The following is a 24666-nucleotide window of genomic DNA, read 5'->3' on the forward strand; positions in this document are numbered from 1 at the left end:
AAGGAAGCGGAGAGGTTTTTGATGATTGGTGCTGTCAGTTTGTGACCTGAGTTGTAATTAAACTGTAAACGCATTGATAAAAATTCTGCCTTGTACTAAAACCTATTACATACACACAACAGGTCAGACCTCTTACTACTTCGGAGCTTCTTATGATGGTTCTTAGTATCGTCGTTTTCCTGGCTCTCCTCGGCGTGGTGTTCTACCACCGAGTGAACCTTACCCTCAGCAGCCTGATCCTGGTGGCGTACACCGCCGCCATGGGCGCTATCGGCCTGTGGAGCTTCTGGCTGTTGCTGCCGCTGGCTATCGTGCTGCTGCCGCTGAACCTTTCCTCTGTGCGCCGTTCCCTGCTCTCCGCGCCGGCGCTGCGCGCCTTCCGCAAAGTGATGCCGCCGATGTCCACCACCGAGAAGGAAGCGATCGACGCCGGCACCACCTGGTGGGAAGGCGATCTGTTCCGCGGCGCGCCGGACTGGAACAAGCTGCACAGCTACCCGAAACCGCGCCTGACGGAAGAAGAGCAGGCGTTTATCGACGGCCCGGTGGAAGAAGCCTGCCGCATGGCCAACGACTTCCAGATCACCCACGAACTGGCCGATCTGCCGCCTGAACTCTGGGCATACCTGAAAGAACACCGTTTCTTCGCGATGATCATCAAGAAAGAGTACGGCGGTCTGGAATTCTCTCCTTACGCTCAGGCGATGGTGCTGCAAAAACTGGCCGGCGTTTCCGGCATCCTGGCGATCACCGTCGGCGTGCCGAACTCCCTCGGCCCGGGCGAACTGCTGCAGCACTACGGTACCGAAGAACAGAAAAACCACTATCTGCCGGGCCTGGCGCGCGGCGACGAGATCCCTTGCTTCGCGCTGACCAGCCCGGAAGCGGGTTCCGATGCCGGCGCCATTCCGGACGTGGGCACCGTGTGCATGGGCGACTGGCAAGGCAAGCAGGTGCTGGGCATGCGCCTGACCTGGAACAAGCGCTACATCACGCTGGCGCCGGTCGCCACCGTACTGGGCCTGGCGTTCAAACTGCATGACCCGAACCGCCTGCTGAGCGACAACGAATCCCCGGGCATCACCTGCGCGCTGATCCCGACCAGCACGCCGGGCGTGGAAATCGGCAACCGCCACTTCCCGCTGAACGTGCCGTTCCAGAACGGCCCGACCCGCGGCACCGACGTGTTCGTCCCGATCGATTACATTATCGGCGGCCCGAAAATGGCCGGCCAGGGCTGGCGGATGCTGGTTGAGTGTCTGTCGGTAGGTCGCGGCATCACCCTGCCGTCCAACTCTACCGGCAGCCTGAAATCCATCGCCCTGGCGACCGGCGCCTACGCGCACATTCGCCGTCAGTTCAAGATCTCCATCGGCAAGATGGAAGGCATCGAAGAGCCGTTGGCGCGCATCGCCGGCAACACCTATGTGATGGACGCCGCCGCTTCGCTGATCACCTATGCGCTGGTGCAGGGCGAGAAGCCGGCCGTGCTGTCGGCCATCGTCAAATACCACTGTACGCACCGCGGCCAGCAGTCGATCGTTGACGCCATGGACATCGCCGGCGGTAAAGGCATCATGCTGGGCGAATCCAACTTCCTGGCTCGCGCCTATCAGGGCGCACCGATCGCCATCACGGTGGAAGGCGCGAACATCCTGACCCGCACCATGATGATCTTCGGCCAGGGCGCGATCCGCTGCCATCCTTATGTGCTGGATGAAATGGCGGCGGCGCAGAACAACGATCTGAACGCCTTCGATAAATCGCTGTTCGGCCATCTGGGCCACGTCGGCAGCAACAAGGTACGCAGCTTCTGGCTGGGCCTGACCAACGGCCGCACCAGCGCCACGCCGACCAAGGACGCGACCCGTCGTTACTATCAGCAGTTGAACCGCCTGAGCGCCAACCTGGCGTTGCTGTCGGACGTTTCCATGGGCGTGCTGGGCGGCAGCCTGAAGCGCCGCGAGCGCATCTCCGCTCGCCTGGGGGACATCCTCAGCCAGATGTATTTGGCTTCCGCCGTGCTGAAACGCTTTGACGACGAAGGCCGTCAGAAAGAAGATCTGCCGCTGGTGCATTGGGGCGTGCAAGACAGCCTGCATAAAGCCGAACAGGCGCTGGATGATCTGCTGCGCAACTTCCCGAACAGCTTTATCGCCGGCGCGCTGCGCTTCGTGGTCTTCCCGTTTGGCCGCGTGCATACCGCACCGTCCGACCGTCTGGATCACCAGTTGGCCAAGATCCTGCAGGTGCCTTCCGCCACCCGCAGCCGTCTGGGGCGCGGTCAGTACCTGACGCCGAGCGAGCATAACCCAATCGGCCTGCTGGAAGCGGCGCTGGCCGACGTGATGGCCGCCGAGCCGATTCACGAGCGTCTGTGCAAGGCGGCCGGCAAAAACCTGCCGTTCACCCGTCTGGATCGTTTGGCGGAGCGCGCGCTGGAAGAAGGCAAGATCAGCGCCGACGAGGCGAAGATCCTGGTGAAAGCCGAAGAGAGCCGCCTGCGCTCCATCAACGTGGACGACTTTGCGCCGGATGCGCTGGCGGCCGCCAAGCCGGAAAAGCCGGCGGCGCAGTCTAAGCGCCAACAGCAAACCGAAGCGGCTTAACGTTCACTTCACGCATCCAAGGGGCGATCATCATCGCCCCTTTTTCTTTTGCTTTCATGACAAACTGCGCACCGCGCCGCAGGTTGGCGCAACGGCGGATTTCACGGGAAGGAAGTTCGAGTAGACTGCGCGACGGGTGCTCTGGATCTTTCTGTCCGGAGCCTTGGCAAAGGAGAGAAAGAGAAAGGCCCCGAGTCGATATTATCAACCCGAGGCCACTCTGATGCCCAACAACATCAGGTTAGCCTCTTACCCGCCGCAAGGCAAGGATAGGGAGGTCAAAAATGCAGCAAAAACGGGTCGTACTTAAACTGGTGATCGTCTGTATGACGCTGATCGCGTTCATCTGGCTAACCCGCGGTTCGCTGTGCGAACTGCGCATCAGGCTGGGAGACTCGGAGGTTGCGGCCACTTTGGCTTACGAATCCGAACGGTAAGGCAACCCAACGGCGGGGTTCGCCCCGCCCGTTGGCTGATGGTGTCAGGCAAGATCCACGAGCATCCGCCTTTTTAGCCCTGCTGACGAATGCGCGCCAACAGGGCGTCAATATGCTCGATCTGCGGCGCATTGACGATCAGCGTGCGCCCCAATCCCAGCGCATGGCGCTGACAGTCGAGGCGCATATCAGCGTTGGCGATGCTGTCCAGATCGGCGACGTGCGCCAGGCCGATGGTGCGCCGAATCAGTTCGGTGCCGCAGTACCCGACCGCATCGGTCCAGACCTGTTGCAGGAACAGCTCGGCGTAACCCGGCGTCGCCAGCGCCGCATCCCGGCTTTGCTGATGGCACAAAGCCAAAAAGCGATCGGCGAAGATCAGCCACAGCTCGCGCACATCCTGCAGGCGCTGCTCGCGCCCGGCGGCGGCGTCGCGCGGCCCGAACAGCCCCGGCAGCCCGCAATAGTTGAGCAGCAGGTTGCCTAACGCAGTACCGATATCGAAACCGATCGGGCCGTAGAAGCCGAATTCGGCGTCGATCGCTTTCAACCGGCCTTCCGCCACGAAGATCGAACCGCTGTGAATATCGCCGTGCAACAGCGCCTCCGCCTTGCTGAGAAAGCGATGTTTCAGGCCGGCGACCGCCAGCTTCAGCGGCGCATCCTCGCGCAGCGCCTGCACCTGCGGCAACAGCGCCACCTCGAACTGATTGCGCTCATGGTCGATATAGGGATCGGTAAAGAACAGGTCTTCGGTGATCTGGCACAGTTCGGGGTTAGTGAAACGTCTGACCTCCGCCTTCTTCTGCTGCGCCGACTGATAAAAATCGGAGGTGTGGAACAGCGTCTGCGCCAGGTATTCCGCCAACTGCCCGGCCGCCAGCGGGTGATAGTTGCCCTGCACCAGCTCACTGCGCCAGATGCGATGATCGGAGAGATCTTCCTGCACCATTACCGCCAATTCGGGATCGTGATGCAAGACTTTTACCGTATGCCGCGGGCAGAAACCGCCGTGAACCCGCAGCGTTTCCGCTTCGATGCGCGCCCGATCCAGCGTCAGCGGCCAGGATTCGCCCACGCAGCGCACGTAGGGCAGCGCCTGTTTGACGATCACCCGGCTCACGCCTTCGCGATCGCGGATCTTGAACACCAGGTTCAGGTTGCCGTCACCGATCTCGTCGGCGCTCACCAGCGCCTGCGGATCGGCCACCTGCCCGTATTGGCGGGCATATTCAACGGCATCGGCAGCCGTAAACGTACGATAAAGCGACATTCCCCAACCCCTCTGTTCTCTCTCACTGACCCCAGCGATTCTGTTTATTTAGACGTAAAAGCATTTGGACGTCTATACATCTGGAAGTCATGTTGGCAGAATAGCGTTTCAGATGCAATAACCACGCAACAAGGAATTAACCGCCGATGCAAGCGCTTAACACCACCAGCTTGACCCTGCAGGACAACCGCCTTTGGATCCTCGATCAGCAAGCCCTGCCGCAGGAAAAGCGGTGGCGCGCCTGCGACAGCGTGGAGGAATTGGTCGGGCACATTCACAGCCTGCGGGTGCGCGGCGCGCCGCTGATCGGGCTGTCCGCCAGCCTGCTGTTGGCGCTGCTGGCGGAACGCGGTCTGCCGCGCGCCGAGCTGGAACAGGCGCTGCACACGCTGCGTGCCGCTCGCCCGACGGCGGTCAACCTGATGAATAATCTGGATCGCATGAAGCTGGCGCTGGCGGAGCCTGACTGGGCGCCGGCGATGGTGAACGAAGCGCTGCGGTTGGTGGAAGAGGATCGCCGATTGTGCGATCGCATCGCCGATCACGGCGCTGGGCTGGTCAAGCCCGGCAGCCGCCTGCTGACCCACTGCAATACCGGCGGATTGGCCACCGCCGGCGTCGGCACCGCCATCGGCGTGCTGCTGCGCGCCCACCGGCAGGGCAAAGTGCAACAGGTATGGGTCGATGAAACCCGGCCGCTGCTGCAGGGCGGCCGTCTGACCGCCTGGGAATTGGGCGAGCTGGGCATTCCCTATCGCCTGATCTGCGATTCGATGGCCGCCAGCCTGATGGCGCAGAGCCAGGTCGATGCAGTATGGGTCGGCGCGGATCGCATCGCCGCCAACGGCGACGTTGCCAACAAGATTGGCACCTACAGCCTGGCGGTGCTGGCGCACTATCACGGCATCCCGTTCTACGTGGCCGCCCCGCACACCACTCACGATCCGCACTGCCCGGACGGCGCAGCCATCCCGATCGAGCAGCGCGCGGCGGCCGAAGTCACCGGCGTTTCAGGTAGCTTCGGCGCCTGCCAGTGGGCGCCGAACGATGCGCCGGTCTACAATCCGGCGTTCGACGTCACGCCGGCGAAGCTCATCAGCGGATGGATATTCGACAGCGGCGTGATTACGCCGCAGCAGGTTGAAGCGGGGATTTTCCAGCGGGCGTTGGGTTAACGCCCGCCCATCGGCACTCAGTCCAAACGCGGATAAGCATCGGCGATCTTGTCGCCGGTGAAATGCGCCACCCAGCCTTCCGGGTTGTCGAACACCCGGATCGCGGTGAAATGCGGGGCCGAGCCCATATCGAACCAGTGCCGGGTGTTGGCCGGCACCGAGATCAGATCGTTCTTTTCACACAGGATCTGGAAGATCTTGCCGTCCAGATGCAGGCAAAACAGCCCTGCGCCCTCGACGAAAAAGCGCACTTCATCTTCGCCGTGCGTATGTTCGGACAGGAATTTTTCACGCAGCGCCTGGCGCTGCTCATGGTCCGGCCGCATGCTGATCACGTCCCAGCTCTGGTAACCCTTTTCCGCCACCAGCCGGTCGATCTCATGCTGGTAGGCCGCGATCACCGCCTCCGGCTGCGGATTGTCGCCCAGCTCGCGATCCGCCTGCCAGCGCTCAAAGCGCACGCCGATCTGCGCCAACTGCCGCTGGATCTCCTGCGCATCACGGCTCTGCCACAGCGGTTGCTGCGGTGCTGTATCGCTGAAAATGGTCAATCCACTCATGAGACGAACTCCCCTAAATCGATACGATCAAAACGGTTAACCTGCGGATGTCGGCTCTGCACGTCCGCCTCATCGCGGATCAGCTGGCAGGTATGCCAGCCGGCGGCCTGCGCCGCATCCAGCTCCTGGCGGATGTCGGACAAAAACAGCAGCTCGTCGGGCGCGATGCCGATAGCCTGCGCGATGTTGCGGTACGACGCGGTTTCACGCTTGGCGCCGACGTGCGTATCGAAATAGCCGCTGAACAGCGGCTGCAGATCGCCCGCGTCGCTGTAGCCGAACAGCAGCTTCTGCGCCTCCACCGAACCGGAGGAATAGACGTAGAGCTTCACCCCTTGCCGCTGCCAGGCGGCCAACTGCCCGGCGACTTCCGGATACAGATGCCCGCGGAAATCACCCTCGCGGTAGCCGCTGCGCCAGATGATGCCCTGCAGCGCCTTGAGTGCGGTGGATTTGCGGTCTTCATCCATAAAGCGGTACAGCGCGGCGATCAGCACGTCGAGATCGGCCTGCGGTTGGCCAATTTCAGCGCGCAGCGCCGCCAGCGGTGCGGCGACTTCGCTCTCAGCGGCATGGCGGCGCACAAAATCCGCCAGCCGTTCGCGGGCGTAAGGAAACAGTACCTGATGCACGAAGCGAATATCGCTGGTGGTGCCTTCAATATCAGTCACGATAGCGCGGATCATTTCGCCTCCAGTAAGCGGCGTTGCAGTTCACACTGGAACAAGAATTCCAGCCCTTCAAGATGGCGGCGAGCTTCCGCCACCTGGCTTCCCCAGCAATACAGACCGTGGCCGCGCACCAGAAAGCCGTATTGCAGCGGCGTGGCCTCGGCATAGGCCGCCACGCGCGCCGCCAGCCGAGGGATATCCTGATCGTTGTCGAATATGGGGATCGCCACGCGGTCCAGGTGGCTGCGCTGGCCGGCCAGCGACTTCTGCATTTCGTACCCCTGCAGCACCAGCGCATCGCCGCGTTCCACCCGCGACAGGACGGTAGCGTTGACGGAATGGGTATGCAGCACCGCGCCGATATGCGCAGACAGGCGATAGAGCAGCGTATGCAGCCCGGTCTCCGCCGACGGCGTGCGGCCGCTCGGCACATGATTGTCGGCAATATCCACCCGCAGAAAATCGGCGGCGCTCAGGCTGCCCTTGTCTTTGCCGGACTCGGTGACCAGGCACTGACGTTCGTCCAGGCGCAGCGACATGTTGCCGCCGGTCGCCGGGCACCAGCCTTTGTCGCCAATCCAGTGGCAGGCCGCCAGCAATGCGGTAAGTTGCGGATTCTCCGTCATTATTATCGTTTCCCGTTCGGTAAGGCGGCCGGCAGATGAGGCTTGGCCTGCCGCGTGGCGGGCTAAGCACTTTTTCGCATTTAGCCATCTAAGCGTCTTGATTGCCAAATACTAGCATCGTGTTATATTGACGGCAATATAAGCGCCAGGAGTATTCACCCGCTATGAGCACTTCCGCATTGATTCCCGAAAGCAAACTGCCCTCGCTGGGCACCACCATCTTTACCCAGATGAGCGCGCTGGCGCAGCAGCACCAGGCGATCAACCTGTCGCAGGGCTTCCCCGATTTCGACGGCCCGGACTACCTGAAAGAACGCTTGGCCTGGCACGTCGCCCAGGGCGCCAACCAATATGCGCCGATGACCGGCGTGGCGCCGCTGCGCGAAGCCATCGCCGACAAAACCGCCGAGCTGTATGGCTGGCAGCCGGACGCCGGCAGCGAAGTGACTGTCACCGCCGGCGCCACCGAAGCGCTGTTCGCCGCCATCAGCGCGCTGGTGCGCCCCGGCGACGAGGTGGTCTGTTTCGATCCCAGCTACGACAGCTATGCGCCGGCGGTGACGTTGGCCGGCGGCATACTCAAACGCATCGCCCTGCAGCCGCCCGCGTTTGCCGTGGATTGGCCAGCGTTCGCCGCCGCGCTGTCGCCGCGCACCCGCCTGGTGATCGTCAACACGCCGCACAACCCGTCCGCCACCGCTTGGCAGGCGGAAGACATGCAGCAGCTGTGGCACGCTATCGCCGAACGCGAAATCTACGTGCTCAGCGACGAGGTTTACGAACACATCTGCTTCGCCAAAGGCGGCCACGCCAGCGTGCTGGCCCACCCGCAGCTGCGCCAGCGCGCAATCGCGGTGTCCTCTTTCGGTAAAACCTTCCACATGACCGGTTGGAAAGTGGGCTATTGCGTGGCACCCGCCGCGCTGAGCGCCGAGGTGCGCAAAGTGCATCAATACCTGACCTTTTCGGTCAATACCCCGGCCCAGCTGGCGCTGGCGGATAGTCTGCGCGCCGAGCCGGAGCACTGGCGACAGCTGCCGGCGTTCTATCGCGCCAAACGCGACCGCTTTGTGCAGGCGCTGGCGAGCAGCCGACTGGAAATTTTACCCTGCGCGGGTACATACTTCTTGCTGGCGGACTACGGCGCCATCTCCGATCTGGACGATGTGGCGTTCTGCCATTGGTTAACCGAGCACGTGGGCGTGGCGGCCATTCCGCTGTCGGTCTTCTGTGCCGATCCTTTCCCCCATAAATTGATCCGGCTGTGCTTCGCTAAACAGGACGCCACGCTGGATGCAGCTGCGGAGCGGTTATGTCGACTTTAAAAATTACCCTGTTGCAGCAACCTTTGGTCTGGCGCGACGGCCTCGCCAATCTGGCCGCCTTCGACGCGTTGCTGGCGCCGATCGTCGGCCGCGATCTCATCGTCTTGCCGGAGATGTTCACCACCGGCTTCGCCATGGATGCCGGCGAGAGCGCCCTGCCCGAACAGCAGGTGATCGACTGGCTGCACGGTTGGGCGGTGAAAAGCCACGCGTTAATCGGCGGCAGCGTGGCGCTGAAAACCGACGAGGGCGCGGTCAACCGTTTCCTGCTGGTCGAGCCGGGCGGCCAGGTGCACGCCTATGACAAACGCCACCTGTTCCGCATGGCCGGCGAACACCTGCACTACCAAGCCGGCAACCGGCGTGAAATCTTCGAATGGCGCGGCTGGCGCATCCTGCCGCAGATCTGCTACGACCTGCGTTTCCCGGTTTGGGCGCGCTATCAGCAGGATTACGATCTGGCGTTGTACGTCGCCAACTGGCCGGCGCCGCGCAGTCACCATTGGCAAACGCTGCTGGCGGCGCGGGCGATAGAAAACCAGGTGTATGTGGCGGGTTGCAACCGGGTGGGCGACGATCCCAACGGCCTGAACTACAGCGGCGACAGCCTGATCATCAGCCCTCAGGGCGAGATCCTGGCGGATGCGGAGCCAGGCGCGGCCACGCGGCTGGACGCCGAGCTGTCGCTGGAAACCCTGCAGAGTTACCGCAGCGCCTTCCCGGCCTGGCGCGACGCCGACAGCTTTCTGCGTTTAGACTGACTCCCCCTTCTCCCAGCCGGCGATCGTCAGGCAATAGGCCTGGATCGCCAGCGCCACGTCCGCCTGCCGCACCGCTTCGGCCGGATGATGGCTGACGCCGCCGGCGCAACGCACGAACAGCATGCCGACCGGCCAGTGCGCCGCCACGGCGATGGCGTCGTGCCCGGCGCCGCTCGGCAGCGCCAGGCTGCGCCCCTGTACCTGCTCGACGGCCGCCTGCCAGCATTGCTGCAGCTCGCTATCGCAGGCAGTGGCGTCAATGCGGTAAAACTCTTCACTGGCGAAGCGCACGCCGCGGCGTACGCAGATCGCCTGCGCCAGCGCCAGCAACGCCGTCAACAGCGCCGCCAGTTGCGCATCCTGCGGGCCGCGGACGTCGAGCGTCAATCGCACTTCGCCGGGGATCACGTTGACCGCGCCCGGCAGACATTCAATACACCCCACGGTGGCCACCAAATGCGGATCGGCGGCGCGGGTCAGCGTTTCGACCGCCGTTATCCATTCCGCCGCGGCCGCCAACGCGTCTTTGCGCTGCACCATAGGCACCGTGCCGGCGTGGCCCGCTTCACCGCTGAAAGTGCAGGTAAGCCGGCGCGCGCCATTGATCGCCGTCACCACGCCCAGCGCCAAATCGGCCGCCTCCAGACACGGCCCCTGTTCGATATGCAATTCGAGATAGGCGCGAATTTCGTTTGGCGCGCGACGCGCCTGTGCGATCGCCGTCGGATCCAGCCCAAAGTCGCGCATGGCCTGCGCGATGCTCACCCCGTCGGCATCCGTCTGCGCCAGCCATTCCTGCGGCCATTGACCGGTCAGCCCGCGGCTGCCGAGCAGCGTGACGCCAAAGCGCGCGCCCTCTTCGTCGGCAAAACCGATCACCTCCAGCGCCAGCGGCAAACGGCGCCCCTGGCGGTAATAGTGCGTCACCGTTTCCAGCGCCGTGAGCACGCCGAGCATGCCGTCATAGCGCCCGGCATTGCGCACCGTGTCCAGATGCGAACCGAGCAGCAGCGCAGGGGCAGCGGGCGTGAGCCCTTCATAACGGCCGCAGATATTACCGACGCTGTCCTGCCAAACCTGCATGCCACTCTCGCGCATCCATTCACCCACCAGAGCGTTGGCGCGCCGATGTTCCGCAGACAGATAAAGACGCGTCAATTTACCGGGCTCCGCGCTGATCGCCGCCAGCTCGTCACAGCGCGCCATCACCCGTGCGGCAGCCTGCTGCGCCTCCAGCGGCGTCATCCACGCTTGCCTGCGTCATAAACGTTCCAGGCGGCCTGCAACGCCTCGCCCTGCTTGCTGGCGAAGCCGAGACGGTTCAACACCGCCTCCAGCGCCGCCAGCGTTTGCAGCACGCAATCCTTGCGCGCGTTGTAGCCCATGGTGCCGATGCGCCAGATCTTGCCCTGCAGCGGGCCGAACGAAGTGCCGATTTCGATGCCAAAGTCGTTCAGCATCATCTGCCGCACCTGTTCGCCGTGCACCTGCGGCGGGATCATCACGCCGAGCACGTTATTCATGCGGTGTTCGAGATCGCCGAACACCGCCAGCCCCATGCCCCGGATGCCCGCCAGCATCGCCGCGCCATGCAGCCGGTGGCGGGCGATGGCCTGATCCAGCCCTTCTTCAAGGATCACCCGCGCACATTCGCGCGCTGCGAACAGCATGCTGGTGGCTTCGGTATGGTGATTCAGGCGTTCCGGTCCCCAATAATCCATGATCATGCCGATGTCGAAATAGTTGGAGTAAATCATCTCGTCGTCGCCGTCGGCATGCTCGGCGGTGCGGATCCCCGCCTCCACGCATTTACGGCGGCGCACTGCCTCTTCAAACTGCGGGCTGAGGGTGACCGGCGAACTGCCGGAGGGGCCGCCCAGGCACTTCTGCAGCCCGGCGGAGACCGCATCCAGCCCCCAGGCATCGGTCTCCAGCGGATTGCCGCCGAAGGAAGCCGTCGCGTCGGTATAGAACAACACGCCGTGGCGGTGGCAGATATCGCCCAGTTCATGCAGCGGCTGCAGCATGGTGGTGGAAGTGTCGCCCTGCACCGTCAGCAGCAGGCGCGGGCGCACTCGCTTAATCGCGTCTTCGATGCGATCGGCGCTGAACACCTCACCCCACGGTACCTCGATCGTGTGCACCTCGGCACGGCAGCGGCGGGCAATCTCGCACAGCAGATGCCCGAAACGGCCGAAGACCGGCACCAGCACCTTATCGCCCGGCCGAATGGCAGAAACCAGCAGCGCCTCGATACCGGCGCGCGAGGTGCCGTCCACCAGCATCGTCCAGCGGTTTTCGGTGCGGAACAGCGCGCGATACAGCGCCATGACCTGATTCATGTAACCGGTCATCGCCGGATCGTACTGGCCGATCAGCTGACTCGACATGGCGCGCAGCACGCGCGGATCGGCGTTGATCGGCCCCGGCCCCATCAGCAGGCGTGCCGGCGGGTTAATCTGATCGAATTGCGAGATATCCAACATGTTCATTCCCTGTCAGCTTAGTAAGTTATTGAGTTATGCCGTCAGCGTCGACATGACGTTTGTTTGCTGCCCAACAGCCTACTCCCGATAGGGATTCAGTTGAAACAAAAGATTCTTATGATCAATTAATGAAACCAAAGTAACACAATGAGGTGACCGATCCGCCTTAAACGGCGGAGGGTGAAGGAAGGGAAATGACCTGCCGCGCTTAACGCAGCTCCAGTTCGTCCAGCGCCTGGAACAGTTCGGCGACGTGATGAATACGCTGCCGCCCCTGCGCCAGCCGCTCATGCAGCAACGCATTGCTGAGCAGGCTGGCCAGGCTCATGGCGGCGGCATAGCTGTCGAACGCCGACACGCTGTCGAGCGGCACGGTCAAGTGCCAGTTGGCCAGTAGGAACAACGCCTGCGCCTGCGGTTCGCAGATCAGCAGCGTCGGCACCCCGCGGCTTTGCAACAGCGCCAGCAGCGCCTTTATCTGGCGCGGCCGGCGACGGAACGCCACCACCACCGCCATGTCCTGCGGCGTCAGCCCCGCCAGATCTTCCGCCAGCGTCTGCCCCGGCTGCGGCGCCAGCAGCACCTGCTCCCGCACCTGCATCAGCTGCTGGCGCAGGTGCATCGCCACCGGATAGCTGTTGCGCAGCCCCAGCAGCATCACGCTTCGCGCCTGCGCCAGTGCGGCGATCGCCGCGCTGAACTGCACCGCATCGATCTGCTTTACCCAGCGGGTGAGATTGGCCATTTCCTGCTTACAGTGCCGCGCCAATAGCGTATCGCCCTGCACCGCATCGCGGCTGTCGGTCAACGGCATACCGCTTTGGCGCAGGGTGCGCAGCTCATCGCGCATGGCGCGGTAGTTGGGGTAGCCCAGCCGTTTGAACAAGCGGCTGACCGTGGCTTTGGAAACGCCACTCAGGCGCGCCAGCTCGGCGCTGTTGTAACCGATCAAATCGTCATAGTGATCGAAGATGAAGTCGGCCACCCGCTGCTCCTGCGGCGTCAGCTGTGGGTAGTCGCGGCGCAGGCGTTCGTCGAACCGTTGCATTATCGTTCTCGCTGTAACCTTCGTTTCAGCGGAACATAACACGGTCGAACTACCCGCTGGCAAGCGATTATTCGTTGAGGGGGAATAGCAGCGGCATGCCCTGCTCCAGCGTTAATGCCGAAAAAGGGCCGCGCGTTCAGCACCAATAGGCCATGAAGTTGACGGTAGCGCGATCCAGATCGCGTTCGCCGATCAGATAACGCCGCAGCGTTTTCACCGTGGAAGACTCGGCCGCCACCCAGGCATAAAAAGCGTTACCGCCGGCCGCCCGCTCCCAAAGCACCTCATCGCTCAGGCTGCTTTCCGCCAGGGACTGCGCCTGCGCACACGCCGACGCGGGGATATCGACCCGCTGGCGCACCGCTTCCACCAGCAGCGTACCGTGCGCCAACTGGCGGCCCACGTCGCGCGGCAGCCAGTAAACCTCGGCGAACGGGAAACGGGCCAAATCCAGGCAATCCCCCGCCACCGGCACTTCGAAGAACGCCTGCACCCGCGGCGGATTGGCCTGCTGCGCCAACTGCTCCAGAATGCCCATCGCCGCCGGCACCGCCGTCTCATCGGCGATCAATAGCGCCTGCTGCAACTGCGCCGGCGGCGCCCATTCGTAGCCGCCGCTGTCGCCGCCGAACTCGCCGTTGGGCGCGACCGTCTGAATGGCGTCACCCGGCTCGGCGTGGGTCGCCCAGGCGGAAGCCGGGCCGTTCACACCATGCAGCACGAATTCGACGTCCATCTGATTCTGCTCACGGCGCAGCGCACGCAGCGTATAGGTGCGCATCACCGGCCGTTGTTCTTTGGGGATCTCCATGTAATCGCCGTACCAGTCCGGGCCGTTGGCCAACTGCGGGCTCTGGCCGTCCGCCGCCGGGAACAACAGTTTGATGCGCTGATCCGGCGCTTCAAGCTTCATCCGATGAATATCCGCACCTTCAAACACGCAGCGCACCAGCGAAGGTGAAATCAGCGTTTTGCTTTTCAGGGTGATATCAAAAATTCTGTAGCTGGCGGACATGTTCTCGATTCTCCGGCAACGCTGTCGCTTGCGCATATGGCCGATCGGCTGCCGTGTTGACGGCGTGGAGTGCTCGATCGCGCAGTGGGTAAAATGTTAATAAAACTAATTAATTACGTTAATGTATCGCAAAAAATCATATCATGATTTTATTGATAACAAGAAACGTTATTGATAAAAGAAGCATTCTCAAAAATAGAGTAATAACAAAATCACCTGGGAAATAACGATGAAACGCAAACACCTTTGGGTATTGAACCCTTGTCTGCTGGCAATGCTTGCGCCGGCGGCTTGGGCAGAAGATCAGAAAACCGGCAACGAAGAGCAGTTGGTAGTCTCCGCCAGCCGTTCGCACCGCAGCGTGGCGGAAATGGCACAGACCACTTGGGTCATCGAAAGCCAGGAGATCGAACAGCAGGTCCAGGGCGGCAAAGAGATCAAGGACATGTTGGCGCAGCTGATCCCCGGCATGGACGTCAGCGGCCAGGGCCGCACCAACTATGGCATGAATATGCGCGGCCGTTCGATGATGGTGATGATCGACGGCGTACGCCTGAACTCATCGCGCAGCGACAGCCGCCAATTGGATTCTATCGATCCGTTCAATATCGATCATATTGAGGTGATTTCCGGCGCGACCTCGCTGTACGGCGGCGGCAGCACCGGCGGCCTGATCAACATCGTCACCAAAAAGGGGCAACCGGAACCGCAGGTCGAGTTGCAGCTCGGCGGTAAAACCGGCTTTGGCGGCCATAACGATCACGACGAGAACGTGGCGGCGGCGGTCAGCGGCGGCAACGACAACGCCTCGGGGCGCCTGTCCGTTTCTTACCAGCGCTACGGCGGCTGGTATGACGGCAAAGGCAACGAGGTGCTGATCGACAACACCCAAACCGGCCTGCAGTATTCCGATCGCCTCGACGTGATGGGCACCGGCACCCTCAACATCGACGATCATCAACAGCTGCAGCTGACCACCCAATACTACAAAAGCCAGTCCGACGGCGACCACGGCCTGTTCTTGGGAGAAAACTTCGCGGCGGTGACCGGCAACGCCAAGGCCTACAACAGCGGTAGCTTAGATTCCGACCGCATCCCCGGCACCGAACGCCATCTGATCAACCTGCAATATTCCAACACCGATTTCCTCGGCCAGGATTTGGTGGCGCAGGTCTACTACCGCGACGAAACCCTGACCTTCTACCCGTTCCCGACGTTGGCGGGCAAAGCGCCGAACTATTACGTCAGCAGCATTGGCGCCTCGCAGCAAAAAACCGACTTCTACGGCGGCAAACTGACGTTAAACAGCAAACCTGTCGACGCGCTGACGCTGACTTACGGCATCGACGCCGAGCATGAGAGCTTCAACGCCAACCAACAGTTCTTTAACCTGGCGAAGGCGCAACAGTCCGGCGGCATGACGCTGGAGAACGCCTACAGCACCGGCCGCTACCCGAGCTATACCACCAGCAATCTGGCGTCGTTCCTGCAGGCCAGTTACGACATCAACCCGATCTTCACCCTGAGCGGCGGCGTGCGTTACCAGTACACCGAAAACAAAATCGACGACTTCGTCGGCTATAACCAGCAGCAGGCGATCGCTACCGGCGCCGCCGCCTCCGCCGACGCCATTCCGGGAGGGAAAACCGACTACAACAATGCGCTGTTCAACGCCGGCCTGTTGGCGCACCTGACCGAGCGCCAGCAAACCTGGTTCAACTTCTCTCAGGGCTTCGAGATCCCGGATCCGGGCAAGTATTACGGCAACGGCACCTACGCGCTGAACGGCGGCCACTACCAGCTGCTGAAAAGCGTTAACGTCGGCGATTCCAGGCTGGAAGGCATCAAGGTCAATGCTTACGAGCTGGGCTGGCGCTATACCGGCGATAACCTGCGCACGCAAATCGCCGCCTACTACTCGCTGTCCGACAAGAGCATCGCCATCAACAAAACCGACATGACCATCAACGTCAATGCGGATAAGCGCCGCATCTACGGGGTAGAAGGCGCGGTGGATTATTTCTTTGAAGACAGCGACTGGAGCGCCGGCACCAACTTCAACGTTATCCGTTCCGAAACCAAGGTCAACGGCGAATGGAAGAAGCTGGTGGTGGATACCGCCAGCCCATCGAAAGTCACCGCCTATGTCGGCTGGGCGCCGGGCGACTGGAATCTGCGCTTACAGTCGCAGCAGACCTTCGACGTGTCGGACGACGGTGATTACACCAAGGCCAATTCCACTCAGGGCCGCAAGATCGATGGCTACAACACCCTCGATTTCCTCGGCAGCTATGCCCTGCCGGTGGGGAAAATCAGCTTCAGCGTGGAAAACCTGCTGGACAAGGAGTACACCACCGTTTGGGGCCAACGCGCGCCGATACTGTACAGCCCAACCTACGGTTCGCCTGAGCTGTACAGCTATAAAGGCCGTGGACGCACCTTCGGCTTGAACTACTCGGTGTTATTCTGAGGATCAGGGGCCGGTCTGCCGGCCCCCGTTCATTGAGCCGCACCGTTTTTCAGAGAGCAGAAACGACGAAGCCCTGAGTTATCGCTAACTCAGGGCTTCTGAATAGTGGCGGAACGGACGGGGCTCGAACCCGCGACCCCCTGCGTGACAGGCAGGTATTCTAACCAACTGAACTACCGCTCCGCGCCATTCCCTCTTGCGGGGGAACGAGGCGCATATTACGGACGCCTTTCGGTTCCGTCAACGCCTTTTTCTCACCAAATGAACCGTTTGCACAGTTTTTCAACGAAGGTTCATCCGCTGAGGTTTTTTCACGCAAAAACGCCGTTATTCGGCCGACGCTCCGCGCCACAGGCAGCTGCCACCCTTCTTCGCCACCAGATCCAGACGCGCCTCGTGCGCCTTCACTTCTTCGTCGCTGGCGTAGACCACTTTCATCGCGGTCGCCGGGCGGACAATGCGCTGAATCTCTTGCGCGGCGTCGTTTTGCTGGGTATCCCCCTCCATCTGGAAGGCTATCGAGGTCTGACCGCCGGTCATCGCCAGATAGACTTCCGCCAGGATCTCGGCATCGAGCAATGCGCCGTGCAGCGTACGCTTGCTGTTGTCTATCTCATAACGGCTGCACAAGGCATCGAGGTTGTTGCGCTTGCCCGGGAACAGGCGGCGCGCCATCAGCAGGCTGTCGGTGATGGTGCAGAAGGTCTCTGTCTTCGGGATGCCCTGCTGCAGCATGCGGAATTCGTGATCCATAAAGCCGATATCGAACGCCGCGTTATGGATCACCAGTTCGCCGCCGCGGATAAAGTCGAGGAATTCCTCGGCAACCTGATCGAAGGTCGGCTTATCGGCCAGGAAGTCGTCGCTGATGCCGTGTACGCCGTAGGCTTCCGGATCCACCAGCCTGTCCGGCTTGATGTAAACGTGGAAATTGCGCCCGGTCAGGCGGCGGTTAATCACCTCCACCGCACCGATTTCGATGATGCGGTGCCCTTCGTAGTGCACCCCGAGCTTGTTCATACCGGTGGTTTCGGTATCGAGGACAATCTGTCTGGTGGTTGTAGAGATCATATTGCAGTGCTCACAGCGCTCGTTTATGTCAGACTTGGCTTTTATAAAACTGATAGGAAGAGTCTACCAGAGATGCTCAAACAGGTAGAAATTTTCACCGACGGCTCCTGCCTTGGCAACCCCGGCCCCGGTGGCTACGGCGCGATATTACGCTATAAGCAGACGGAAAAAACCTTCAGCGAGGGTTTTCGTCTGACCACCAATAACCGCATGGAAATGATGGCGGCGATCGTGGCGCTGGAAGCGCTGACCGTGCCCTGCGCCGTGACGCTCAGCACCGACAGCCAGTATGTGCGCCAGGGCATCATCAGCTGGATCCATAACTGGAAGAAGCGCGGCTGGAAAACCGCCGACAAAAAGCCGGTCAAAAATGTCGATCTGTGGCAGCGGTTGGATCAGGCCATTCAGCGCCACGAGGTGAAATGGGAATGGGTCAAGGGCCACGCCGGCCACCCGGAGAACGAACGTTGTGACGTGCTGGCGCGCGAAGCGGCCGGTAAGCCGACGCAGGAAGACGTCGGTTACCAACCGGAAGCCTAAGGCAGTTTGCGATAGCTCTTGGTCGCGCCTACCGCGCGGCTGAGAGAAGGTTTTCTCGCCCCCAGTTTCATCGGCGTGGGCGTCAGCGGCAAGGTGCGTTTGCGCGCCACAATCACGCTCATGCAGCCCAGCGCCGGCAAATGAGTGCATAAAAACTTGCCGCCCTTGCGGTGCCATGGCAGCACGTGAAAACGCGCCTGGTACAACACCTCATAATTCAGCAGGCTGAGCCAATCCAGCAGCCGCATCTGGGTAAACATGCGGCTGACATAGGGCTGGCGGCGACGCAATCCGGGCACCAGTTTGCCCAATCCCAGCAGGCTGAACGGATTGAAGCTGCTGATAACCAACCAGCCATCGTCGATCAACACCCTGTCTACTTCACGCAGCATACGGTGCGGATCGTCCGCATAGGACAGCGTATGCGCCAACAGGCAGGCATCCACCGACTTGGCGGCAAACGGCAGTTGATAAGCATCGGCGATCACCTGCAGCCCTTCCCCCTCCAACCCTACGTTGACCTGATGGGAAATCGCGCATTTGTCCGTGGCCAGCTCGGCGCTGAGCATGCCCATCTTCAGCAGATGGAAACCGAACAGCTTTGGCCACCAGGGTTGCAACTGCCGCTCGAGGGCTTCACGATAGTATTCCCCCCACGGCAGCTCCGCCCAGGACTGCGGGCCGGTGAGCTTTTGTAGAGTATGGGCTGGTTTCATGATTTATTATCTTCTTTCAAGCCGTTGCCAACGAGAGGTACACCATGAATCTTATCAGCATTCCCGCCTTCCAGGACAATTACATTTGGTTATTGGATGACCGGCAGGGGCGCTGCATTATCGTCGATCCGGGTGAGGCGCAGCCGGTGCTCGAAGCGCTGCAGCGCCTGCAGCTGACGCCGGCGGCGATCCTGCTGACCCACCATCATCACGATCACGTCGGCGGCGTGGCGCAGATCGTGGCGCAATATCCCGGCCTGGCTGTCTATGGGCCGCAAGAAACCGCGGACAAAGGCGCCAACCACATCGTACGCGACGGCGACACCTTTGCCATCGATGGCCGCCAATACAAGACTATCGCCGTCCCCGGCCATACGTTGGGCCATGTGGCATTCTATAGTGCCCCTTATCTGTTCTGCGGCGACACAATTTTCTCCGCCGGCTGCGGCAGGCTGTTTGAAGGCAGCGCCAAACAAATGTACGACTCATTTCAACAACTCGCGCAACTTCCCGATAACACCTTAATTTGCTGCGCGCATGAATATACTCTTTCAAATCTTAAGTTTGCGCGGGTAATTTTGCCGGAAGATCGAGAGATTGAAACATATCAACAACATGTTGAAGCGTTAAGGGCAAAAGGCCAAGCCAGCGTGCCAACCACATTGCAATTAGAGCGCAAAATTAACCTATTTTTACGTTGCCATGACGCTGATTTACAAAAGAAATTAGGCTTTAATTCACCACCGGAAAGCCTTCATTCAGTTTTTTCCGAATTACGCCTGCGGAAAGATAACTTCTAAGCTTTTAGTTGTGTTATTTGGCGAAGCAAAGTATTATTGCTCGTCTTTTAAGCAACTACATTGACACACACATGAAGGCTAAAGCGATATTTCTCGCCTCAGTCTTGCTAGTGGGTTGCCAGTCGTCCAGGCAGGACGCACCGGCGCCAGAACAGCATGCACAGAGTTTGTCTTCGGCTGGTCAAGATGGTGAAGCAGGAGAGTACACAGCAAATGGCCGAGCGAGCTCGGCGCGGTGGTTGGATAACAACAGTCCCGCCGCGCAACAGGACCTGTGGAACTTCATTAGCGACGAGCTGAAGATGGAGGTTCCGGAAAATTCCCGGATCCGTGATCAGAAAAGAAAGTACTTAAAAAGTAAGAGCTATCTCCACGATGTAACATTACGGGCAGAGCCGTACATGTACTGGATAGTCGGGCAGATTAAGAAACGTAATATGCCGATGGAACTGGTACTGCTACCCATAGTGGAGAGCGCTTTTGACCCCCACGCCACGTCAAGTGCCAACGCCGCAGGGCTATGGCAAATCGTGCCGCAAACGGGTCGCAATTATGGTTTGAAAAACAATCAGTGGTATGACGGTCGACGCGATGTCGTCGCCTCGACAACCGCTGCGCTTAACATGATGCAGCGCTTGAACCGCATGTTTAACGGCGACTGGTTACTGACCGTAGCCGCCTATAACAGTGGTGAAGGCCGCGTGATGCAAGCGGTGAAGGCAAACAAACGCCAGGGTAAGCCAACCAATTTCTGGGCATTGTCGCTTCCGCGTGAAACGTCAATCTATGTCCCGAAAATGCTGGCGCTGAGCGACATCATCAAGAACAGCAAGAAGTACGGTGTGAAACTCCCGAAAACGGATGAAACCCGTGCGCTGGCGCGTATCGATGTCGGGCAGCAGATCCAGCTGACTCAGGCGGCTGAGATGGCGGGGCTTTCAGTCACCAAGATGAAAGCGTATAACCCAGGCTACAAAAAAGGCGTTACGGCACCCAACGGGCCCCATTACATCATGGTTCCCAAAGGGCATGCCGAGCAACTGAAAGACTCGCTGGCCGATGGCCAGATCGCCGTGACTCAGCCAACGACGCAGTTGGCGAAGAACAGCGGTTTGACCGGTGGCAGTTCATATAAAGTGCGCTCCGGCGACACCTTATCGGGCATTGCCAAGCGGCTGAACGTTAAGACCAGCGATTTGCAGAGTTGGAACAACTTACGCGCCAAGAGCGCCATAAAAGTTGGGCAAACCCTGCAAGTGGCCAGCAATACTGGCGGTAACAGCAGTATTACCTATCAGGTTCGTAAAGGTGATTCGCTTGCCAGTATCGCACGTCGTCACGGCGTCGATATTAACGACGTGATGCGTTGGAATTCAACGCTCGGTAAAGGCAACAGCCTTCAACCCGGTCTTAAGTTGACCCTGTTTGTCGGCAACAAGCTGACGCCGGACACCTAAGTTTCCGGCACAAAAAAAGCACCCTTCGGGGTGCTTTTTTATTGCCTGCGATTCACCAGACGGGAGAATCTTTTTCCGGGTGGAACTCCACCAACAGCGGATTGTGATCCGACGCGCTGGTCACCAGTACCGACGCCTCTACGACCCCAAGATTGCGATAAAACACAAAGTCCAGCGGGCGGCCAAAAGCCTTACGGCGGTGATCGTCGGCGAAGCTCACTTCGCGCAGCGCCATCTCACCGGCAAAGTCATACAAGGCATTGATACGTTTGCGGCTCCAGGCGTTGAAGTCCCCGGCCATGATCACCGGCCCCCGGTGGCTGGCGATCTGCTCGCCGATCGGCCCCAGCTGCTTGCTGTAGACGTCGACTCCCAGACTAAAGTTCACCGCATGGATGTTCACCACCATCAACAGCTCGCCGTTATACAGCGGATAAACGGTGATCAGGGCCGACTTGGACAGCCGCAGCAGCGGCTCTCGCTCGCGCAGCGGGCAGCAGTAAACCGGATGAGCGGCCGCCAGCGTCATCACGCCGGAAGGGTGCTGCGGCAACACAAAGGCCGGCACCTGATCGGCCGCCAGATAGTTGGCGGTAGCGTAGCTCACCAGCTCCGGCGTAGTTTGCGCTTCTTGCAACAGCACCAGCTGCGCATCTTTGCCATGGTTTTTCAGCACCGAAAGCCAGTCGGCTCGCTGCTGTTTGAAAATATTCCACACCATAACGCGCAAGGCGCCTGTCGTCGGCAGCGCCGCCCCTGGCGGCAACGGCTGATTAACGGCGCCAGGAAAGATTCGCTCAACTGGCTGGCCTGCAACATACCTCATTGCATAAGTTCGTTTCGGCACGCGATTCGCCTATAACCCATTAGCATGAAACTGGCGATGAAGACTTCGCCAACGGTGAATTGATTATACGCCTGCCCCGCACAGAGGGCATGGCTTTTACAGGCATAACCTTTTCAGTTATAGGGGTCGCCTGCGGCGATTTCAATCTTCTGAGGGTATAGCAGTGTAAAGGTGATTCAGCAGAGGTGAAAAATGCGAAAGGGCCAGCAAAATGCAGACGGGGAAACAGGAATATGCGCAATCAGATTCCTGTGGGTGACGACGATGCTCCGACGTGTTTAAATGACGAAATCGCTAAAAATTTAGAACAGAGTTTGCCTTTGGAGCAAAAATGAAAGCGAATTCGGACGAGCTCATCACCTTCGTCACCGTAGTGGAAAGCGGCAGCTTCAGCCGGGCGGCGGAGCGCCTGCAGCAGGCCAACTCCGTGGTCAGTCGAACGGTAAAAAAGCTGGAGAGCAAGCTGGGGGTAACCCTGCTCAACCGCACGACACGCCAAATCAGTCTGACCCAAGAAGGCGAAAACTACTTTCGGCAGGTGCAGAAAGTGTTGAGCGATATGGCCGCAGCGGAAAATGCGTTGATGGAAAGCCGTCAACGCCCGCAGGGGCTGCTGCGCGTCGATGCCGCAACGCCGGTCGTCTTGCATCTGTTGACGCCGCTGGTCGCCGAGTTTCGTGAGCGCTATCCGGAAATGTCCCTGTCGCTGGTCTCTTCGGAAAACTTCATCAATTTGATCGAACGAAAAGTGGATATCGCAATCCGCGTCGGCGAGCTGACGGACTCTACGCTGAAAGCGCGCAAGCTGATGGCCAGCTATCGACGCATCCTGGCCTCCCCCGCCTACCTGGCGCAATATGGCGCGCCAAAGACGGTAGCCGACCTGGAGCACCATTGCTGCATCGGCTTTAACGATCTGCCCAATCTGAACCGCTGGCCGCTGACCTGTGCCGATGGTCGACAACTGGAGATCGTTCCGGGGCTGACCACCAACAGCGGTGAAACCCAGCGCCACCTGTGCCTGCACGGCAACGGCATCGCCTGCCTGTCGGACTTTATGAGTGATGAAGACGTCAAACGCGGAGACCTGGTCCCCCTTCTGGTAGGAGACACGCTGCCACTCGAAATGCCGATCAACGCGGTGTACTACAGCGATAGCGCTGTCAGTAACCGCCTGCGCAGCTTTATCGATTTTATCAGCGAGCGGCTAAAGCGATAAAAAGGCGCCCTCTTGGGGCGCCTGAGGTCTTCATATCTGAAGATTAGTCCCAGTTGGGTGCCAGGCCTTCCGGGCTGACCAATCGGCCGTTGCTTTCAAGCGCCGCAATCTGCGCCATATCTTCGTCACTCAGCGTCAGTTGCTGCGCTAACAGGTTGCTTTCCAGGTTTTCGCGCTTGGTCGAAGAAGGGATCACCGCGTAGCCCAGCTTCAACGCCCAAGCCAGAACCACCTGTGCCGGCGTCGCATTGTGACGGGCGGCAATGCTTTTGATCGTCTCATCCTGCAACGCTTTGCCATACGCCAGCGTCATATAAGAGGTGATGGCGATACCATGTTGCCGTGCGAACGCCACCACTTTTTCATTCTGCAAGAACGGTGACAGTTCGATCTGATTAGTCGCAATCTGATCGGCGCCAACCGCATCAATCGCCTGCTGCATCAGATCGATGGTGAAGTTAGATATACCAATCTGACGGGTCAGCCCCAATCGCTTGGCTTCCAGCAGTTCAGCCATAAACTCTGCGACAGGCACCTCATCATTTGGCGATGGCCAGTGAATCAGCGTCAGATCGACATACGGGGTCTGCAGCTTGGCCAAGCTATCTCGCAGACTGGGAATTAAGGCGCCCTTAGCCAGATTCGCGATCCAGATCTTGGTTGTGATGAACAACTCGTCACGCGGCACACCGCTAGCGGCGATAGCCTGGCCGACGGCCGCTTCGTTTTCATAGATCTGTGCGGTATCGATAGCCCGATAGCCCAATTCCAGTGCCGTGCTCACAGAGTCGATAACGATCTGATCCTGAAGGCGGAAAGTACCTAAACCAAATGCAGGGATGCTCACAATATTTGCTCTCTCATTAGTGGATAAATAGCGATGCGAGAGAGTATGGCAATATTTTTAGTGAGCAAAAACGCCAGGTTCGGCATAAGACTTTTGATCAACAGGCAACAATATTGAGGAAAGCGGCAAGAACGGCGACAAATTCGACGAGACTTTATGAATTTTGCATATGAAAAAGCCCTGAGTCAGAGACTCAGGGCTTATCAATTAAGTGGCGGAACGGACGGGGCTCGAACCCGCGACCCCCTGCGTGACAGGCAGGTATTCTAACCAACTGAACTACCGCTCCACCGATTCTTTTACGTTGCATCTTTCGATGCCGGCAATATCGCGCTCTGCGATTTGCGCATTACCAGTCGTCACGCTGATAACGTTTGTTTGATGCCTGGCAGTGTCCTACTCTCGCATGGGGAGACCCCACACTACCATCGGCGCTACGGCGTTTCACTTCTGAGTTCGGCATGGGGTCAGGTGGGACCACCGCGCTATTGCCGCCAGGCAAATTCGTTTCATTCCAACCGCTTCACTTTCGTGTCGCCATCAGAACCAATCTCGGAACTTCGCTGAAAATATCTGCGTCTCTAAAACACCTTCGGTGTTGTAAGGTTAAGCCTCACGGATCATTAGTACTGGTTAGCTCAATGCATCGCTGCACTTACACACCCAGCCTATCAACGTCTTAGTCTTAAACGTTCCTTCAGGGGCCTTAAAGG

At 59.9% G+C, this 24666-nt stretch carries 22 protein-coding genes, 2 tRNA genes and 2 rRNA genes; 10 read left to right on the top strand and 16 right to left on the bottom strand.

Features of this window, described 5'->3' with window-relative positions; genetic code table 11:
• Positions 1–152 precede the first annotated feature (152 nt).
• Complete coding sequence (fadE, locus tag ACF8MC_RS09570) at positions 153–2609, top strand: acyl-CoA dehydrogenase FadE (RefSeq protein WP_164105760.1); 2457 nt, start codon at positions 153–155, stop codon at positions 2607–2609.
• A gap of 284 nt (positions 2610–2893) precedes the next feature.
• Positions 2894–3046 carry a Hok/Gef family protein gene (locus ACF8MC_RS09575; protein WP_004930217.1) on the top strand — a complete coding sequence of 51 codons (153 nt, stop codon included), beginning with the start codon at positions 2894–2896 and terminating at the stop codon, positions 3044–3046.
• 73 nt (positions 3047–3119) lie between these two features.
• On the opposite strand, the gene mtnK is transcribed toward ACF8MC_RS09575, so the two are convergent.
• Positions 3120–4319, bottom strand: coding sequence for an S-methyl-5-thioribose kinase (mtnK, locus tag ACF8MC_RS09580; protein WP_074027412.1), 1200 nt, complete (start codon positions 4317–4319; stop codon positions 3120–3122).
• Between the two features lie 146 nt (positions 4320–4465).
• On the opposite strand from mtnK, the gene mtnA reads away from it, so the two are divergent.
• On the top strand, positions 4466–5494 hold the full coding sequence (gene mtnA / locus ACF8MC_RS09585) for an S-methyl-5-thioribose-1-phosphate isomerase (protein WP_164105759.1): 1029 nt from the start codon (positions 4466–4468) through the stop codon (positions 5492–5494).
• A 17-nt stretch (positions 5495–5511) separates the two neighbouring features.
• On the opposite strand, the gene ACF8MC_RS09590 is transcribed toward mtnA, so the two are convergent.
• Genes ACF8MC_RS09590 through ACF8MC_RS09600 form a run of 3 tightly spaced genes read right to left on the bottom strand, consistent with a single transcriptional unit; the run spans position 5512 to position 7351 of the window.
• Positions 5512–6054: an acireductone dioxygenase gene (locus tag ACF8MC_RS09590; protein ID WP_015376726.1), complete on the bottom strand. Its 543-nt coding sequence runs from the start codon at positions 6052–6054 to the stop codon at positions 5512–5514.
• Positions 6051–6740, bottom strand: coding sequence for an acireductone synthase (gene mtnC / locus ACF8MC_RS09595; protein ID WP_164105758.1), 690 nt, complete (start codon positions 6738–6740; stop codon positions 6051–6053). Before mtnC ends, ACF8MC_RS09590 begins: the two co-directional genes overlap by 4 nt.
• Positions 6737–7351, bottom strand: a complete 615-nt coding sequence (locus tag ACF8MC_RS09600) for a methylthioribulose 1-phosphate dehydratase (RefSeq protein WP_060387315.1) — start codon at positions 7349–7351, stop codon at positions 6737–6739. Before ACF8MC_RS09600 ends, mtnC begins: the two co-directional genes overlap by 4 nt.
• A gap of 164 nt (positions 7352–7515) precedes the next feature.
• Between ACF8MC_RS09600 and ACF8MC_RS09605 the strand changes: the two genes are divergently transcribed.
• Together ACF8MC_RS09605 and ACF8MC_RS09610 are read left to right on the top strand one after the other, a co-directional pair.
• Positions 7516–8676, top strand: coding sequence for a pyridoxal phosphate-dependent aminotransferase (locus tag ACF8MC_RS09605; protein WP_039567062.1), 1161 nt, complete (start codon positions 7516–7518; stop codon positions 8674–8676).
• Positions 8664–9437: an amidohydrolase gene (locus ACF8MC_RS09610; protein WP_033649915.1), complete on the top strand. Its 774-nt coding sequence runs from the start codon at positions 8664–8666 to the stop codon at positions 9435–9437. Before ACF8MC_RS09605 ends, ACF8MC_RS09610 begins: the two co-directional genes overlap by 13 nt.
• Here ACF8MC_RS09610 and hpxK read toward each other — a convergent pair.
• From hpxK to ACF8MC_RS09630, 4 genes are all read right to left on the bottom strand, one after another.
• Positions 9429–10682, bottom strand: a complete 1254-nt coding sequence (gene hpxK, locus ACF8MC_RS09615; RefSeq protein ID WP_164105757.1) for an allantoate amidohydrolase — start codon at positions 10680–10682, stop codon at positions 9429–9431. The two genes, ACF8MC_RS09610 and hpxK, sit on opposite strands and share 9 nt — an antisense overlap.
• Positions 10679–11923 carry an alanine--glyoxylate aminotransferase family protein gene (locus ACF8MC_RS09620; protein ID WP_164105756.1) on the bottom strand — a complete coding sequence of 415 codons (1245 nt, stop codon included), beginning with the start codon at positions 11921–11923 and terminating at the stop codon, positions 10679–10681. Before ACF8MC_RS09620 ends, hpxK begins: the two co-directional genes overlap by 4 nt.
• Before the next feature lie 208 nt (positions 11924–12131).
• Entirely contained in the window at positions 12132–12971 is an 840-nt protein-coding gene (locus tag ACF8MC_RS09625; RefSeq protein ID WP_164105755.1) for a MurR/RpiR family transcriptional regulator, read from the bottom strand.
• 136 nt (positions 12972–13107) lie between these two features.
• Positions 13108–13986: a siderophore-interacting protein gene (locus tag ACF8MC_RS09630; protein WP_049233700.1), complete on the bottom strand. Its 879-nt coding sequence runs from the start codon at positions 13984–13986 to the stop codon at positions 13108–13110.
• A gap of 229 nt (positions 13987–14215) precedes the next feature.
• Between ACF8MC_RS09630 and ACF8MC_RS09635 the strand changes: the two genes are divergently transcribed.
• The gene (locus ACF8MC_RS09635; RefSeq protein ID WP_164105754.1) at positions 14216–16456 is read left to right on the top strand and encodes a TonB-dependent siderophore receptor; all 2241 of its coding nucleotides are present in this window, start codon (positions 14216–14218) and stop codon (positions 16454–16456) included.
• Between the two features lie 106 nt (positions 16457–16562).
• Here ACF8MC_RS09635 and ACF8MC_RS09640 read toward each other — a convergent pair.
• Positions 16563–16639, bottom strand: a tRNA-Asp gene (locus tag ACF8MC_RS09640).
• A gap of 144 nt (positions 16640–16783) precedes the next feature.
• Positions 16784–17527, bottom strand: a complete 744-nt coding sequence (dnaQ, locus tag ACF8MC_RS09645) for a DNA polymerase III subunit epsilon (protein ID WP_161727207.1) — start codon at positions 17525–17527, stop codon at positions 16784–16786.
• Between the two features lie 72 nt (positions 17528–17599).
• On the opposite strand from dnaQ, the gene rnhA reads away from it, so the two are divergent.
• Positions 17600–18067 (top strand): ribonuclease HI, encoded by a 468-nt coding sequence (gene rnhA, locus ACF8MC_RS09650; RefSeq protein ID WP_164105753.1) that lies wholly within the window; start codon positions 17600–17602, stop codon positions 18065–18067.
• Here rnhA and ACF8MC_RS09655 read toward each other — a convergent pair.
• Positions 18064–18783, bottom strand: coding sequence for a class I SAM-dependent methyltransferase (locus ACF8MC_RS09655; RefSeq protein WP_033637192.1), 720 nt, complete (start codon positions 18781–18783; stop codon positions 18064–18066). The genes rnhA and ACF8MC_RS09655 overlap by 4 nt on opposite strands.
• Positions 18784–18827: 44 nt before the next feature.
• Here ACF8MC_RS09655 and gloB point away from each other — a divergent pair, with 44 nt between their 5' ends.
• Positions 18828–19583 carry a hydroxyacylglutathione hydrolase gene (gene gloB, locus ACF8MC_RS09660; protein ID WP_126171625.1) on the top strand — a complete coding sequence of 252 codons (756 nt, stop codon included), beginning with the start codon at positions 18828–18830 and terminating at the stop codon, positions 19581–19583.
• A 71-nt stretch (positions 19584–19654) separates the two neighbouring features.
• A complete protein-coding gene (mltD, locus tag ACF8MC_RS09665) occupies positions 19655–21040 on the top strand; it encodes a murein transglycosylase D (RefSeq protein WP_033653353.1) in 1386 nt (461 codons plus the stop codon).
• 52 nt (positions 21041–21092) lie between these two features.
• On the opposite strand, the gene ACF8MC_RS09670 is transcribed toward mltD, so the two are convergent.
• Complete coding sequence (locus ACF8MC_RS09670; protein WP_028127832.1) at positions 21093–21887, bottom strand: endonuclease/exonuclease/phosphatase family protein; 795 nt, start codon at positions 21885–21887, stop codon at positions 21093–21095.
• 331 nt (positions 21888–22218) lie between these two features.
• On the opposite strand from ACF8MC_RS09670, the gene yafC reads away from it, so the two are divergent.
• Positions 22219–23106 carry a DNA-binding transcriptional regulator YafC gene (gene yafC / locus ACF8MC_RS09675; RefSeq protein ID WP_060423806.1) on the top strand — a complete coding sequence of 296 codons (888 nt, stop codon included), beginning with the start codon at positions 22219–22221 and terminating at the stop codon, positions 23104–23106.
• 43 nt (positions 23107–23149) lie between these two features.
• Here yafC and dkgB read toward each other — a convergent pair whose 3' ends face one another.
• From dkgB to ACF8MC_RS09695, 4 genes are all read right to left on the bottom strand, one after another.
• Positions 23150–23953 carry a 2,5-didehydrogluconate reductase DkgB gene (gene dkgB, locus ACF8MC_RS09680; protein WP_164105752.1) on the bottom strand — a complete coding sequence of 268 codons (804 nt, stop codon included), beginning with the start codon at positions 23951–23953 and terminating at the stop codon, positions 23150–23152.
• A 212-nt stretch (positions 23954–24165) separates the two neighbouring features.
• Positions 24166–24242, bottom strand: a tRNA-Asp gene (locus tag ACF8MC_RS09685).
• A 94-nt stretch (positions 24243–24336) separates the two neighbouring features.
• Positions 24337–24452, bottom strand: a 5S ribosomal RNA gene (gene rrf / locus ACF8MC_RS09690).
• A gap of 103 nt (positions 24453–24555) precedes the next feature.
• Positions 24556–24666, bottom strand: a 23S ribosomal RNA gene (locus tag ACF8MC_RS09695); the annotation flags it as partial.

This window comes from Serratia sp. LACPHL-BACT-2024-00286, assembly GCF_043109535.1.
Classification (GTDB): Bacteria; Pseudomonadota; Gammaproteobacteria; order Enterobacterales; family Enterobacteriaceae; genus Serratia; species Serratia sarumanii.